Origin of the sequence: Rhodomicrobium vannielii ATCC 17100 (assembly GCF_000166055.1) — a bacterium.
Classification (GTDB): Bacteria; Pseudomonadota; Alphaproteobacteria; order Rhizobiales; family Rhodomicrobiaceae; genus Rhodomicrobium; species Rhodomicrobium vannielii.
Genome location: NC_014664.1, coordinates 2,698,246 through 2,713,198 on the forward strand (window position 1 = coordinate 2,698,246; position 14,953 = coordinate 2,713,198).

13 protein-coding genes are annotated in these 14,953 nt (G+C 60.3%); 2 read left to right on the plus strand and 11 right to left on the minus strand.

Going from position 1 to position 14,953, the window contains the following annotated elements:
• The first annotated feature begins 32 nt into the window (after window positions 1-32).
• Together tnpC and tnpB are read left to right on the plus strand one after the other, a co-directional pair.
• Window positions 33-1,637 (plus strand): IS66 family transposase, encoded by a 1,605-nt coding sequence (gene tnpC, locus RVAN_RS12480; protein WP_013420070.1) that lies wholly within the window; start codon window positions 33-35, stop codon window positions 1,635-1,637.
• A 350-nt stretch (window positions 1,638-1,987) separates the two neighbouring features.
• Entirely contained in the window at window positions 1,988-2,164 is a 177-nt protein-coding gene (gene tnpB / locus RVAN_RS12485) for an IS66 family insertion sequence element accessory protein TnpB (protein ID WP_013420071.1), read from the plus strand.
• A gap of 319 nt (window positions 2,165-2,483) precedes the next feature.
• Here tnpB and RVAN_RS12490 read toward each other — a convergent pair whose 3' ends face one another.
• From RVAN_RS12490 to RVAN_RS12540, 11 genes are all read right to left on the minus strand, one after another.
• The gene (locus RVAN_RS12490) at window positions 2,484-4,019 is read right to left on the minus strand and encodes a phosphomannomutase (protein ID WP_013420072.1); all 1,536 of its coding nucleotides are present in this window, start codon (window positions 4,017-4,019) and stop codon (window positions 2,484-2,486) included.
• Between the two features lie 386 nt (window positions 4,020-4,405).
• Window positions 4,406-4,804 (minus strand): type II toxin-antitoxin system tRNA(fMet)-specific endonuclease VapC, encoded by a 399-nt coding sequence (gene vapC / locus RVAN_RS12495; RefSeq protein WP_013420073.1) that lies wholly within the window; start codon window positions 4,802-4,804, stop codon window positions 4,406-4,408.
• The gene (gene vapB / locus RVAN_RS12500) at window positions 4,804-5,037 is read right to left on the minus strand and encodes a type II toxin-antitoxin system VapB family antitoxin (RefSeq protein ID WP_013420074.1); all 234 of its coding nucleotides are present in this window, start codon (window positions 5,035-5,037) and stop codon (window positions 4,804-4,806) included. Before vapB ends, vapC begins: the two co-directional genes overlap by 1 nt.
• A 77-nt stretch (window positions 5,038-5,114) precedes the next feature.
• Entirely contained in the window at window positions 5,115-6,971 is a 1,857-nt protein-coding gene (gene traI / locus RVAN_RS12505) for a TraI/MobA(P) family conjugative relaxase (RefSeq protein ID WP_013420075.1), read from the minus strand.
• A complete protein-coding gene (locus RVAN_RS12510; RefSeq protein WP_013420076.1) occupies window positions 6,968-7,246 on the minus strand; it encodes a plasmid mobilization protein in 279 nt (92 codons plus the stop codon). The genes traI and RVAN_RS12510 overlap by 4 nt, the downstream gene beginning before the upstream one ends.
• A gap of 254 nt (window positions 7,247-7,500) precedes the next feature.
• Window positions 7,501-9,285: a DUF927 domain-containing protein gene (locus tag RVAN_RS12515; protein ID WP_013420077.1), complete on the minus strand. Its 1,785-nt coding sequence runs from the start codon at window positions 9,283-9,285 to the stop codon at window positions 7,501-7,503.
• A 55-nt stretch (window positions 9,286-9,340) separates the two neighbouring features.
• Window positions 9,341-9,589, minus strand: coding sequence for a hypothetical protein (locus RVAN_RS12520; RefSeq protein WP_013420078.1), 249 nt, complete (start codon window positions 9,587-9,589; stop codon window positions 9,341-9,343).
• An 81-nt stretch (window positions 9,590-9,670) separates the two neighbouring features.
• Complete coding sequence (locus RVAN_RS20265; protein WP_013420079.1) at window positions 9,671-10,393, minus strand: hypothetical protein; 723 nt, start codon at window positions 10,391-10,393, stop codon at window positions 9,671-9,673.
• Window positions 10,353-11,636: a tyrosine-type recombinase/integrase gene (locus RVAN_RS12530; RefSeq protein WP_013420080.1), complete on the minus strand. Its 1,284-nt coding sequence runs from the start codon at window positions 11,634-11,636 to the stop codon at window positions 10,353-10,355. Before RVAN_RS12530 ends, RVAN_RS20265 begins: the two co-directional genes overlap by 41 nt.
• Before the next feature lie 424 nt (window positions 11,637-12,060).
• On the minus strand, window positions 12,061-13,344 hold the full coding sequence (gene mepA / locus RVAN_RS12535) for a penicillin-insensitive murein endopeptidase (RefSeq protein ID WP_013420081.1): 1,284 nt from the start codon (window positions 13,342-13,344) through the stop codon (window positions 12,061-12,063).
• Window positions 13,345-13,548: 204 nt separating this feature from the next.
• Window positions 13,549-14,940, minus strand: a complete 1,392-nt coding sequence (locus tag RVAN_RS12540) for an aspartate aminotransferase family protein (RefSeq protein ID WP_013420082.1) — start codon at window positions 14,938-14,940, stop codon at window positions 13,549-13,551.
• Between the last annotated feature and the right edge of the window lie 13 nt (window positions 14,941-14,953).

A 14,953-nucleotide genomic window follows, 5' to 3' on the forward strand; every position in this document is an offset into this window, starting at 1 on the left:
TTGTGATTGCAAATCATGGTGCTGTTCGCGTCATGATTGCAGCTACGGATCAGCTCCCTGACGATATCGGCGTCCTGAAAGCTCTGGTGGCGCACTGGGCGGAACAAGCGTCGGCGAAAGACGCAGCGCTCGCCGAAAAGGACGCCGAACTGGCCCGCGTTCAGGGCGCCAATGCGAGGTGGGAGACGCTGCGCCAGCTGCGTCGCGCGCAGTTCGGCCGCAAATCGGAGAAGCTCGATCCCGATCAGTTGAGCCTCGCCATGGAGGAGACCGAGCAGGCGATCGCCGAAACGGGTGCCACGGATGAGACCTCGAACGCGACGCTGAAAGCGTCGCGCAAAGGACCCCGCTCTGTCAATCGCGGGGCGCTGCCCTCCCATCTGCCGCGGGAGGAGATCGTCATCGAACCGGAAAGCACAGCTTGTCCGTGTTGTGGCGGCGCCATGCATGTGATGGGCGAGGATCGCTCGGAGCGGCTGGACGTGATCCCGGCCCAGTTCAAAGTGATCGTGACGCGCCGACCGAAATATGCCTGCCGGGCCTGCGAAGGCGCTGTGTTTCAGGCTCGGGCGCCAACGCGTCTGATCGAGGCCGGCATCCCGACCGAGGCACTGGTCGCTCACGTTCTGACCGCGAAATATGCCGATCACTGTCCGCTGTATCGGCAGGCGCAAATCTATCGCCGCCAGGGCGTCGATCTCGATCGCTCCACGCTCGCTGACTGGGTCGGCAAAGCGGCGGCGCTTCTGGCGCCGCTTCAGACGCGCCTGTTCGAGATCCTGAAAACCTCGCCGAAACTGTTCGCCGACGAGACGCGCTGCCCCGTCCTGGATCCGGGACGAAAGCGCGTGAAGCTCGGCCAGCTCTGGGCTTACGCCCGCGACGACAGGCCCTGGGGCGGCTCCGATCCGCCCGCCGTTGTCTACTGCTATGCGCCAGGCCGCGGATCGGAGCATGTGAAAAGCCATCTCGCAGGCTTCAGCGGGATCCTGCAGGTCGATGGCTATAGCGCCTACAAGGACCTCGCGAGCAACCGGCCAGCGTCGGCACCGCTCATCCTGTCCTTCTGCTGGACGCACCTGAGGAGGCGGTTCTATGAAATCGCTGTGGGCGGCAACGCGCCGCTCGCCGACGCCGCGCTCGCGCAGATCGCAGCGCTTTACAAAATCGAGGAAACCATCCGTGGCCAGAGCGCCGAAGCGCGCCGCAAGGTCCGACAGGCCAAGAGCATGCCGCTACTCGATCGTTTCAAGTCCTGGTTTGAAAAGACCCTCTCCCTCGTTCCCGGCGGCTCCAAAATGGCCAAGGCCATCCGCTATGCTCTCCACCATTGGGACGGCCTCATCCTGTTCGCGAACGACGGGCGCATCGAGATGGACACCAACACCGTCGAGCGTTCCATCAGGCCCTTGGCTCTGAACAGGAAAAACGCACTCTTCGCCGGCCACGACCGCGGAGCAGAGCATTGGGGAATCGTCGCTTCGCTCATTGAAACGGCCAAACTCAATGGCGTCGATCCACAGGCCTGGCTCGCCAGCATTCTCTCACGCCTCGTCAATGGCTGGCCGATGCGCAAAATCGATGAACTCATGCCCTGGGCCTTTGCCGTTCACCAAAAGGCTGCTCCCGTGGTCTGAGAACACCGCTTACGGAGCGAGGACGAGAAGCAGGCGATCATCGCCGAGGCTTTGGAGCCCGGCGTGCGGTCGCCCGTAGGCATGGTATCAAGCGAGCCTTCTCTTTCGCTGGAGGAAGCTGGCGAAGAACGACGAGAAGCCACAGCCCGCGCCGGCATTCCTGCCGGTCTCTGTGACGGCGCCAGCGAAGAGCCGCGACACGATCTACGATCACAGCGCCAGTGACGCGCCCGCCTCCGATAATCGCATCGAGATCGAGCTTTTGAACGGGCGGCGCGTGTGCGGGTTGGCCCCGGCGCCGACATGGGCGCGTTGAAGCGCATTCTCGATATTGCCGACGGGAGGAGACCATGATCCCGGTTCCGACCGGCGTGCGGGTGTGGCTGGCGACGGGTCACACCGATATGCGCAGGGGCTTCCCGTCGCTGTCGTTGCAGGTCCAGGAGGTTTTGCTGCGCGAACCTTTGAGCGGCCATCTCTTTGCTTGCGGAGGCCGCGGCGATCTTTTTGAAGGTAATCTGGCATGACGGCCAGGGCGCATGTCTGTTTGGGAGACCGACTTCGGTTGGCTGACGGTTTGTCTTTGAAAGCGCTGCCGAACATGATTCTCTTGCCGGGTGCCCACGCCCCTTGACGCTCTTCCTTGCTACCCCGCATGGTGCGTCAATTTATACTCATTTTTTTTGCGCCGCAAGAAAATATACAACTCGAGGGATTGTTTGGGCAAGACGAGATCATCGGAGTGTCCCTGAATAAACTAAACTGGCGGCGATCGATCAGACATGAAAGATAGCGGCGGGCGGTCATTGTTGGTGGCTTCAGGTTATTACGGGACGGTGGGCGCGGTCAGCCCCGGATGTGGTCTCGATACTTCTGCTGCGAAGCTCGAGCCGTCTGGATCAATTCGTCGCCGACGAGCTTTAGGGCGGCGGCGTTGAGATGTCTGGCGCTCTCCTCAGTGTTCGTCTCGGTGTAGCAGCGCAGTTCCGGCGCATTACCCGACGCGCGCAGGTGGATAATCGCGCCGCTCTCGAAGGTCATGCGTAGGCCGTCGGTCTGGTCGACATGAGCCAGTTTTCCCACAAGCGAATGATAATGCATCTCGATCCGCTCCTTTCGCTCGCCTTCGCTGCCTGAAGCCAGCCACGTTAGGATTGCCTGACTGTCTGCGGTTGGGAATTCTTTCAGACGGTCGCTCCAGGTTACCCGCTGGGGTAGATCGGCATAGAGATCCGCCACGGGTAGTTTTTTCGCCGCCGCGAGAACGCTGACGATGGGCAGAACGGCGTCGCGCGTGGGCAGGGCCGCCAGTTCGCGCCCATCGCGCGCGATCTTGCTTCCCAAGAGGAAGCCACCATTCGCCTCAAAGCCGCAGACAATGCCTCCGTTCTCTCGAGCGGCCTCCATTGCCGCGATGACGTAGGGGGAGCCGATCCGGCTGCGTATGGTGCGAGGAAAGGCACCACTCTTTTCCAGCGCGGTATTGCTACTGACCGGGGTGACTACGCATTCGGCCCCGAGTTCGCGGGCGCAAAGCAGGCCCAATATGTCGCCTCGCAACCATTTACCACGATGATCTGCTAAGAGTGGGCGGTCGCTATCACCATCGGTGGAGACGATGGCATCTAGACGGTGTTCGCCTGCCCAGTGACGGGCGAGATCGATATCTTCTGGGCGCAGAGCTTCGGTATCGACGGGAATAAATCTATCAGAACGGCCGAGCGGCACTGCTTCGGCCCCGAGTGCGCGAAGGATGCAGGCAAGAAGATCGCGACCCACTGCGGAATGCTGGTAGAGACCGACTGTCAAGCCGGAGAGGGCCTCGTCGCCGAAAAATTCCAAATAGCGCTGCAGATAGCTATCTTCGATATTCAGAGTCTCCGGCAGTGGCGAGGCATCAATCAGCTGTCCATCAGCGGTGAAACGGGAGTGATCGAGGCGCACCGTCTGGCGCGCGATGCTGGCCTCATCAGTTTTCAGTACCTCGCACGAGGCGCGATGGAATTTGATGCCGTTGCGGTCATCGGGAATATGACTCCCCGTGACCATCAGCGAGGGGATCCGGCGCGCAAAAGCGTAATGTGCAATAGCCGGTGTCGGGACGTGGCCGCAGAAAACGGGCACGCCGCAAGCATCGCGTATCGCTTGGGCGCAGGCCCTAAGGATGCGCGGGGTACTTGGACGAAGATCGCCGCCCAGCGCGACCTCGGACGTGGGAGCGAACTCTCCGATCTCGCGCAAATAGTTTAGAAAGCCGGTGGTATAGCCATAGCAGACCCGGTCAGTCATGGCGCTGACCAGACCACGCGCTCCGCTGGTCCCGAAGGCAACGCCGCTTTCTTCCATAAGGGCTCGGACGAGGAATAATGCCTTCTCTGTCATAATCGGAACCTCGCGTTGAGGGATACTAAGCTGGCTCGGTACGCACGAAGCAAGGCTAAAGTTTGCCGGAATGCCTTTCCGCTCAGGCGAGTCTACTCAGACAGTCGATTTTTGGTCGCCCAGGCTCCGACGCGCCTAATTCAGGGAGCCCCCTTATGGGTCTGTCACCTAAATCACGCATACTTCCCGGAAAAAGCAGGTTTTGCAGCCTGTTCTGGGAAGGGACTTCCAAATCCTCGACGGATAGCGGCGATGGCAGCTTCGCGAGGTTTCATTGTAAAGTCTCGCGTTGGCTCCGACAAAACGGGCGACGTGTCTGTTATCGATCCTCAGGATTGATGACGATCCAACCCGTCGAGTCATTTCGCGATGATGGATCGCGGTTACTACAGCCAATTCTCGGCCCTGACGCCGGGCATCCTGGCAAACTCGCGCATGTTATTCGTCACGACAATCAATCCTTCGCTGCGGGCATGACCGCCGATCTGCATATCGTGGGGGCCGCAAGGTGTTCCCGCTCGCTCCAGTTCAGCCCGGACCTGCCCATAATGAGCGGCGGCTTTATTGCCGAACGGCAGCACGTCCAGCCGCGCCACGAAGTGTTCGATCGCGGTCAGGTTTTCGTCGCGGCGGGCGGACTTCTGCGCACCGTAATGCAATTCGCCAAGCGTGATGCTCGATATGCAAAGATGTTCAGCCAGCGCATTGAATTTGTCCCGGACGGCAGGCGGGAAGGTCTTCATCACATAGATGCAGATATTTGTATCGAGCATGTAGCCGAGCATCAGAATGCCTCGCGCTCTTCCGCCTTCGGCTGCTCGCGCTCGACCATGAAATCCTCGCTGACACGCGGTCCGCTCAGGAAAAGATCGTCCCATCTCTTGCCCTGCGGTACGATCAGGCGGCTGCGCCCGATCTTAAGAATATCGACATGGTGCACGTCCTCGGGAAAAGCGACAGCCTTTGGGAGGCGAACAGCCTGGCTGCGGTTGCTTGTGAAGACGGTCGAACTGGTCATGGCGTGCTCCCATGCATGATATGCAATTGGGATATACATAGCGCGAAGCGACGAAATCGACAAGGTGTGAGCGACCATCACCTCGACAGATCATGCTGTTTCTCGGTGATCTGCTCCAGCCCTTGCAGTCTGGCTCCCCGCGTCAGTTTCGCGAACGCTTCTGCTTCCTGCAGGGTAACTGGCTTCAGGATCCAGCTATCGCCCTGTTCGAGCACGATCGCCGGGCGACCGTCCTTCAGCGTCCTGCGTCCGCGATAGACAAACGGACCGCGATCCGACGAAGAAAACAGCCGATGCGCCGGAAAACCGGGGTCGCGGGCGGCCCGCTCGTTCCGCCGCGCGATATAGCTGTCGATTGCATCCTGCCGCTCGGCAAGTGCCGCTTGCCTCTGCGCCTCAAGGCTTCGATCTTCAAGCGTGATCTGAAGGCCCGAAACCGCGGCCGCCTTGACGACCGCCGCTCTGAACTCCGCCGATCCCTCGATCCTGAGCGGTTGTCCACCGAACCGCGTCGCTCCGAGATCGATCGCGAGATACGCCGCCTGAAGCGAAACCTCGGGCACATAGATCTTGTCGGGCCGGTCGATGGCCTTGCCGCCGTCGCGCAAATAATAGATCGATGACCCGTTCTTCAGCACATAAGGCTTCAGGTGTCTGTAGACGATCCGCCGCGCATCCGCGCCGCTCGGGGCCGAGATGAAGGCGGTATTCAGCGCCTCTTGTTCCTTGTTGCGGCGCTGAAGAAGCGCAAGCGCATTTCCATCGCCTTGTTGCGCGACATGGATAAGATAGTCGTCGAAGCTCCAGCGCGGCCATGCGCGGCTCACGGCATCCTGCCTGTCGGACATTTTCTGTGCGATCTCCCTCGATCGCCGCGTCATCTCGTCTCGAAGCTTTTGAAGATGATCCAGCCGGCCTTTGGGCGGCCTCTTGTTGGCGCTCCTCGACCTCAAACGCTTGTAGTTGTCGATCACCGGCTGAAAGGCGTCGTTGGCTTCCTTTCGGATGCGCTGAAGCTCCTTCTCGCGCGCCCTTCGCTTCCTGATGCGGTCGAGGTGGTATTGCGTCCAAAGGCGGTCGTAGACCGGATCGCGCCTGGAGGCTGAACGCGTGCAAGTCTGAGCCACGGTCTGCCCGTCGCCCTGAAAAGGGCCGAAGCGCTTCACGAACTGGCCGATGCCGAAGGCGCGATCGACGGTGCTGGCGCGGACGCGGCGACCGGTCTCGTCTTCGATGCATAAACCCGCGCCGCGCTGCCTGAGTGCGAGCTTTTTCGCCTCGAAGCGACGATGCACCTCCCGCCAGTCCGCCGCGCCCTCGAGCATCGCGATCCCGACGCCCGTTTTCTGGAGGTCCGCCCGGAAGGCGCGCGTAACCTCGATCGGCTGCGGATCGGTCGATCGGCCATGGTTCGTGCGAACGAGGCCGAACTCCTTCTCGAGCTTTTCGCACTCCGTCATGAGCTTTCTCTGGTCGAAATACGGCTCGTGCATCCGAAATTTGGTCGGGTGGATCTTGTTGATGGCGATATGCATGTGAAGGTGGTCGGTGTCGATGTGGACCGCCGACATGCGTTGATGCGCTTCGAGCCCGATGGCGGCAACGAGCCGCTCTTCGACCTTTTCCAGCACCTCGTCGCTCGGCCGCTCGTTGTCTGCGAAGCTGACGACGAGGTGGTAGGTCTTGTCGGCACTGGCGCGCGTGTTCTGCTTCTGCGTCGCGATGATGTCGGAGAGCGCCCAGTCGGGCTCGTCCGTCCCGCAATTCGTGATCCTGATGTCGCCGACGCGACCGCCGGCGCCCGCCTTGTCGAGGATGTAATCGGACAATCGCTCGATCACCTCTTTCCGGCGCGCGCCCTTCGGGCCGAGAATATAGGTCGCAAGTCCTGTATAGCTCGACGCGACGCCCCGCTTCACGCGCTTGGCGATCATCCTTCGCGCTCGGACAGGATGCTCGCGTTCACCGCGGCTTCGCGTTCGAGCGCCGCCCGGAGTTCCGCTTCGGGCATCATCTCCAGCTTTGCTGCCTCGAGGATAATCGCCCGCCGCATGGTCCCGATGATCTGTGCCGCTTCATCCGGCACGCTCAGAAGCCGCGCTCTTCCCCAGGCGGAGAGGCTCAATCCCTCGGCATCGGCCCGCTCCTTCAGGGCACCCATTTCCGACTTCGTCAGCCGGATCTTGAGCGTGGAAGTTAGACTCGTCATAGGGTTTGTCCTCCCAGCTTCGTTGCAGTTGATGATTATGAGGGGAAGCAGGTGAGGCACGTGAGGCGGGCTTGTTTTTTCTCGCGTTTTTCGCCTCACCGGGACGCCTTCATGTGAGACAGCAACGCCGCGAGCGGCTCGACCTACGGGTTTTGCCTCGCCTGCCTCACCCCAAATTGTGGCGGGTGCAGCATAATTTCTCACTTTATTCCAATGCCTTGCGGCCTTGCCCCATCTGCCTCACCGCATTCGCGCTACCGAGGCTCGGGCGAAACGGCGGCCGCTCGCTCGTCGCCGTCCTCTCCACTCGAGATGCGAATGACGTAAACGCGCTGATTTCCGATTTTCGGCAGTCTTTCGGTTCGGGTTCTTTTCCCGTCACTCGACCGTTTCAGATATCCCTGCCTCGCCAGAGTTTCGGCCGCATAGTCGGGATCGATCCCGCCCCGACCGCAAATCTCGTTCTGGAAGGTCGATTTAAACACGTAGAAGGCTCGGCCTTCGCGCGTGTCGCGGACATAGCCCGCGCAATCGAAAATCTGATGATCTGGCGCTTCCCATGGACGGAACCGGGAGGCGTAGCGGGTCAAAAAACCAAAAACGGCATCCAAAGCATCTTCGATTTCTTTCTGGCCAGAACCGCCCCTCGAGCGCAGCCAATCCTCGAAGCAGCGTCTGGATGCAGCGAAAGCATCTCCGGGCGACCACGGCACCACGCCAAACGAAGTGGCGAGTTCTCCTGCATGGGCCGCCAGCGCAAAACGGGACGCGACGCGCCGCACCTGACCATCGCATTCCTTCGGACAGATCTGGCCGACCATCGTCGCTATCGCGTCGCGAGTCGCGGATGCGATCCCAGGCACGTCTTTGACGATCTCGGCGATGAAAGCGCGCGCCGCATGGCCATAATGCCGTTTCGTTGCGCCGCGTAACGCCACAGCCAGATCGCCGGGACGATTGAACCCGTGAAGCTCCTCGAAAAGGCCCATCCCGCAACCGGCGTCGGCTGGAATATCGATGACGCGAACCGCCTGTCCGGCTGTCGCAATGCGACCATCTTCGCCGATTTTGGCGGAAAGGCTGATTTCGCCGGTTGAGAGAAACGAGGAGCGCCACTCATAACCGGGCCGAAGGCGGGCCGCTTTATCGAAGCGCGCCTTGCCTTTCCCGTTCGACAACATATACGCCGCGCGAAAAGCAGCTTTCGGATCGACCTCGGCGATTTCGTCGAGCGTCAGCAGCGTGTCGTTATGGATGAGCGCCAGCCCTTCAAGCGCATTATCGGTCGCCCGCCACGAGCAGACGAAGTCGCTGACGCCGCCGCCTCCCCATGCGGAGCCCGCAACGTGAAGCGCGGTCGACTTGCCCGTCGACGACGGCCCGCGAAAATGAAACCCGCCACCGTCCATCTGCGCCAGTTTGAGGAGCGGGCCGACGAAAGCGGCGCTTAACGCGAACATAAGGCGACTATTGCCAGCGACGCGCGCCGCGACTTCCCTTTTCCATCCGCCGAACGTGCCGCCGACGCGGTAGGCATGCTCCATGGTGTGAGTCGGCTGGAACACGATGCGCACACCCGGCGACTGCCCGATGATTGCGTCGGGCAGCACAAACACGTCGCCATACCACCCGACATGAGAGACGCACCGCGCTCGTTTTTCACAGACAACGCTAACCAGCAACCGTTTCAGTTCGGTGGCGTCGCGCCCTACTGGGACGAAACGGAGGCCATGATCGAGAAGGTCCCGCAGGAGTTCATCGCCGATGAGCCCGGAAAGGGGGATGGAAAGCTCGTTCCAATTCCCGTTTTGAGTTTGGATGCGGATAAGAAGGCCCGGCGCGGTGCCGGACGCATTCTCGGTTCGCGCGACAAATTCAAGGGGAGAACACAGGCGTCCCCAGACCTTTCCCCCGTCCTTCTCAACGCCGACGATCCGTTCGATATCGCCGTCTGCCGCATAGCGAAAACCATGAGGGAGAAGAGTTCTTTGAAAGTCTGGCGACGATGCACCAAATTCTATCGCGGAGGCCGGTGGCATTCGGTTCTCCATGCGCTGAAGGAAAGACGGCCTTTTAGGATGCCGATGCCCGCACTTATGCAGCGCGCGGTAGGGACGGTTTGTCGAATCCCGCGATCCGGCGGCCAAGTGTCCGCCGCGTAATTGCGAACTCCTTCGCCACCTGCTCCGCGTTTACAAAGATTTCTGGACCAGAAAAAAGATCGACATTCTGATTGCCGCCCATAGCTGACGCGATAAGCGCCGACTTATACAGTTCAAGCTCGCTGCGTCGCCAGTATAGTCTGCCATTGTAGCGAAACGGCTTTGGGAATTCGATTTTCATTGGCTGCCCCGTGCTGTCGTATACGAGGCAATAGTGTTGGACCTCCTGCAGAATTGCAATCCATGAATATGGAAATTTGGGTTAGGTTTTGGCTCCCGTTTCTCCATAAAATGGCGGAATGGCGTTCGCCTGCTTGAATCGCGCCACAGCCTTTTTGGCCGCATTGTCCACGCTGCGAGATATGCTAATCGCCTTGAATATAGCCTCTAGAAAATCACAAAAATCGCTGCGCATCTTCGATTTATTGCTGTCCACTTCATCCCTCTCGAAAGCTCGAGAGGGCATGCGCCCCGTCGCCAACCAATAATCCCTGGCGGCCCTGTCTGATACTGCATTACTTATTCCAGCCTCAGACTGAACTTCTATCTCCGTTTCATCTTTAATAGCGCGAATGGCAGCATAGTGTAGATCATTTAGCTCCATTTGAATAATTCCCATATAAAACTCTTTCTTTTTACCATTTAACTTCGCCATAAAACTATCTTGATTTTCTATTAGCGTTCGACACCGATCGGACATGCGTCTTAGCAGTGATGACAATTTGGAAGATATTTTTGCGACATTAATTAATTCTATTTGTAGCTGCCTCTTAGAAGTTGTTGTTTTCTTTCTGATTTGTTCATTTGGGGTGAATGTCGTTAACCTTATGTCGAATAACTCCATCGCCATTCGGTAGTACCAATCGGGCTCAAAATGCTGACGAGGCTCCGTTTTGTTGGGAATTCGCTCATAGGCTTCCGAGATGGCGGCTGTTATGGCGTTTTCATCGGGAAGGACGAATTTCTTCGGTTTCCTCTTCGTCATGGTCAGTCCCCAGTTGAGCCATATTCGAGCAAGGCGTGTTGCTGCTGATTATCGTTGTAAGAAAGTGCCCCCAAGCATCAAGAGCAGTTCGCTTCTCTGCAGCGTAGCCGTAGCGCATATAAACGGCCGATACGCCTTTGATCGTGCCGCTCTTGTGGTTCAACACCGCGTCGACGACGTGCGGCGGGCTCTTCAGTGCGGTCATGCCGCTTGCGGCAGTTCGTCGAAGATCGTGGAGGGTCCAGCCGGGGATGCCCTCGCCGAGTTGCCGCGTGATCTGCTCGTCGAATGCTTTCTTTGCTCTCGAAAAGCCGCTGACCGGCGTCTTGCCCGTGGTGGTGAAAACGTAATCGGAAACACCCGCGACGTGAGGCAATCCGTCCAGAATTGCAAGCGCCGCCTCGCTCAAGGGCACTTCATGCGCCTGACCGTTCTTCGAGCGCGCAGCTGGAATTGTCCAGATGCGCGTCTTGAAGTCGATTTCAGACCATCGCATGTCCGCCACCTCGTCGCGGCGCTGCGCCGTCGCGAGAAGCAGTTTCGCGAGCGGGCCGAACGGCCATCCCGTGGCTTCGAAGGCCAACCACGCGGCTCGCATCTCGTCTTCAGAAAGCAGGCGATCGCGGCTTTTCTCGCTTGCGGGTGCTTTAATGCCGTGGCAGGGCGAGACAGCGATGAAGCTGCGATCAACGGCCCAGGCGCACATCTTGCGCACTGTGGAGAGCGTGCGGTTCGCCATGGTTGGACAACCACGGTTGACAATGGCATCGAGGACTTCGTGAACGTCCGCACGCGTGATATCGCCCAATTTGCGTCCCTTCCAGACAGGAACGATCTCCCGTTGCAGGATGCGTTCGGTTTCGCGGATGTGCGTTTCCTTGTTTTTCTGCTTTGAATGACGCTCGATGAAGGATGCGGCGACGGCTTCGACAAAATCGCGAGCGGGCGCGGCCTTTTCCTTTTCTTTCGCCGCCTTCTTGGCTTTCGCGGGATCTTCGCCCCTCGCGACGGCGGCGAGCGCGGTGCTGGCAAGGTCGCGAGCTGGCTTGAGCCCGATGGCGGGGTAGGTTCCAAGCGTAAGCTTTCGCGTCTGGCCGCCGACCCGGTATCTAACAGCCCAGCTTTTCGCGCCGCTCGGCTGGTGCACGAAATAAAGCCCCTGAATAATGCCGTCCGGGATCTCGCGCCGCGAAGCGCCAGGACGCATGTTTTCGAGTGCGCGAACCGTCAGCGCCTTCGTCATGGAAGTCTCCCCTTTCAGGCGTTGTCCTGCTCACCCCTATCGGTTCGGGGTAACGCCAGGGTAACAAAACCTGTATGGCTAGGGGTGTTACCCCGTGTCCACGACACTACCAGACATTAACGGTAAGTTGCTAAATCTTTGCCAATTTTCAACAAGAAGACTTCCTGACGTGTCTTGCCGCTTCTCGCTATGTCACCTGACTTCTAAGCAGGGGGTTGGAGGTTCGAGCCCTCCCGGGATCGCCATATCATTCAGCGTCTTATCCGGCGGCTCTGGTGGTCCAGTTTCGACATTTGCCTCCGTTCGCGGCACGTGAGCACATGTCGGAATCCAAGGACGGACCAGTAGCAACTTGATGATTTAGTGGAGCTTTTTAAATGCGAGAGCTGGCTGCAACCGGGGCACAAATGTCAAATTCGCTCCACTAATGCGCGGCGAGCGTGATCGACGGCGCGTTCAGCACGGCCACGCAGGCCGGAGGCAACTGCGCCATGGTTATGCCGGCCTTTGGCTTCGCGGGCGCTGACGCCACGGCAGGCTTCGGCGCGACGGGGACCACCGGCTTCGAAAGCTTCGCGATCCACTTGTCCAGCCCTCCGCCGCACCCGTCGCCAGCGGGCAGAGGCGGCTGATTACGGCAGCCCTCATCGCCAGCGGGACAGGCGAGCCGGACATGGAAATGCGCATCATGGCCCATGATGGGCTGGATCTTGTGCAGGAAGCCGCGATCGTCCGTCACATTATCGCACATCCACTTTTTGATCGCGGGATTGACGAAAACGCGCGTGACTTCCGGATAGGACACCGCGCGGCGCAAAAGCTTAACGTGGTCCGGCGTCCAGCTCTGCTCGTTGACGTGCACGGGATCGAGCAGAACGCTGTCCATTTTCATCTGCTCGCGCTCATCGACCGCAAGCGTGCGACCGGGCATCGGCTTGTACCAGATGTCGACGTCGAGACCGACCTGATGGCTCGCGTGACCGAAGGGCATGGGACCGCCGCGCGGCATCGACATGTCGCCGATCAGAAGGCCCGGCCATCCGTCCTTCGCCTTGGCGTCCTTGGCGAACTTTTCGATGAAGGTCACGAGAACGGGGTTCCCCCAGTGGCGGTTGCGGGACACCCGCATTCCCTGCCAGACGGGGCCATTTTCGGGAAGCTGCGCCGCACCCGCAAGGCATCCCTTCGCATAGAAGCCGACGGATCGCGTTTCCATCTTGGCGGGTTCGCGCGCCGCGCCGAACAGCAGCTTCGCGGGCGTCGCCTTCAAGACCTGCGGAGGGATAGGCCCGGTGCCGGGGATGGGAAGCGGCGTCGCGGCGGGAGTTGCTCCGGCGGCAAGACGCAGCGGGGGCGGAGGCGTGACGGCCTTCACGGGTAGGGGAGGCAGACCAGCGTTCGAGGCGCGCGGTGCCGGGCTCGCGGATTTCGCGTCGGCGGCCTCGGGAGACGACGCCAATTCGGCGCTCGGAGCAACGCCAACAGCCCTGACCGTCAACGCGGGCAATTGCTGCGGCGGTTGCGCCTGAGCCGTGACCGCGTGTTTCGGCGTGCCGCGACGAGGATTATAGGTGGACGTCGATTTCGACGTATCGGACGATGAAGCCGCCAGCCCCGCAAGGGCGTCCGCGCCGCCCGAAGCAACCGTTACCGCCAGCGCGACACTCGTAACCAGCGACGCGTTGAGCAAAAAATTTTGCACTTTCATCCAAAGTCTCCCGGCCTGATCGCCCCGCCTCCTGCGAAGGCGAACGGCCGATCTCCAAAGACCGAGCGCCGTGGCTGTGTCAGCGCGGCGCTCCCCGACTACCATTTATTTCAGACGATAAGTCCGATATCGGGTCGAATTGTAGCGGAAAGGCTTCACCGTTTCGTTGCCAAAACCTTAAACAGCGTTAACCTCAGCGTGTGCTTATGCTTCCGCTCGCGATTTAAGTGCATGCCCGGCGAGCGTCTTGCCGAGCGACCACGCCGCGCCAGGCACCTTGTGGGCGGCGGCAATCGTCTCCTCGAACGAGTCCTCGATCCACTTGCAATCGTCTTCGGTCAGCGTGAGCGCGGGCAGCAGCTTCACGATGTTCATGCCGTGCCCCGCGACCTGGCATAGGACCTTGTGCTCCTTGAACAGCGGGATGGTAATCATCTGGCTGAAGAGGCCTTTGTTGGCCGTCTCCAGCGCGTGCCACGACATGCGCAGCGCGAAGGATTTCGGCTCGCCGAACTCGATGCCGATCATGAGCCCCTTGCCGCGAACATCCTTCATCAACTCGTGGCGGCCGATCATCGACCGGAAAGAGGCCGCGAGCCGCTCGCCCTTGGCGGCGGCGTTCTCGATCACGCCGTCTTCTTCGAGGATCGAAAGCGTCGCCAGCGCCGCCGCCATCGCCATGTCGTTTTTGGCGAAGGTGGAGCCGTGAACCACCGCGCGGTCCATGCGGTTGAACAGCTTGTCGAAGATCCATTTGCGCGTCAGCACCGCGCCAACCGGCACATGGCCGCCCGACAGCGCCTTCGCGACGAGCACGAGATCCGGCTCGACGCCTGGCCAGTGATCGATGGCAAAGAACTTGCCCGTGCGGCCGACGCCGGTCTGAATTTCGTCCGCGACGAACAGCGTACCATATTTCTTGCAAAGCTCCTGAACGCCCTTCAGGTAGCCGTCGTCGGGCACATGCACGCCCTTGCCCTGGATCGGCTCGACGAAGAAGCCCGCGATCTTCTTCGTCTTCAGCGCATCTTCCAGCGCCGTGAGATCGTTGAACGGCACCTCCACCGTATCGGTGAGGAAGCCCTCGAAGCCCTTGCGGAAGATCTGGTCGCCGTTGAGCGAGAGCGAGCCATAGGACAGGCCGTGGAATGCATGGCCGCAATGTGCGAGCCCCGCACGGCCGGTCGCGGCGCGTACGAACTTGATGGCGGCCTCAACGCTTTCCGTGCCCGAATTGGCGAAGAACGCCTTGTCCAGCCACGGCGCCCGCGCGAGCAGCCGCTCGGCGACGACGCCCGCGAGCGGCGACACGTCCATCTGCACGAGGTTCGGTAATTCGCTGTCGAGCACCTGCCGCAGCGCGTCGTTCACCTTCGGATTGTTGCGACCGAGCGCGAAGACGCCCCAGCCTGACAGGAGGTCGAGATATTTGTCGCCCGCGCGGTCCCAAAGGTAAGCGCCCTGTCCGCGCACGAAGCCGACATCGTAGCCGATTGTCTTGAGGACGCGCACCATCTGCTCGTTCAGATGCCGCGTATGGAGCGCATAACGCCCCGCCTCGTTCTCCGCGAAAAGCGATTTGATGTCGATGCTCATGCTGAACGGCTCC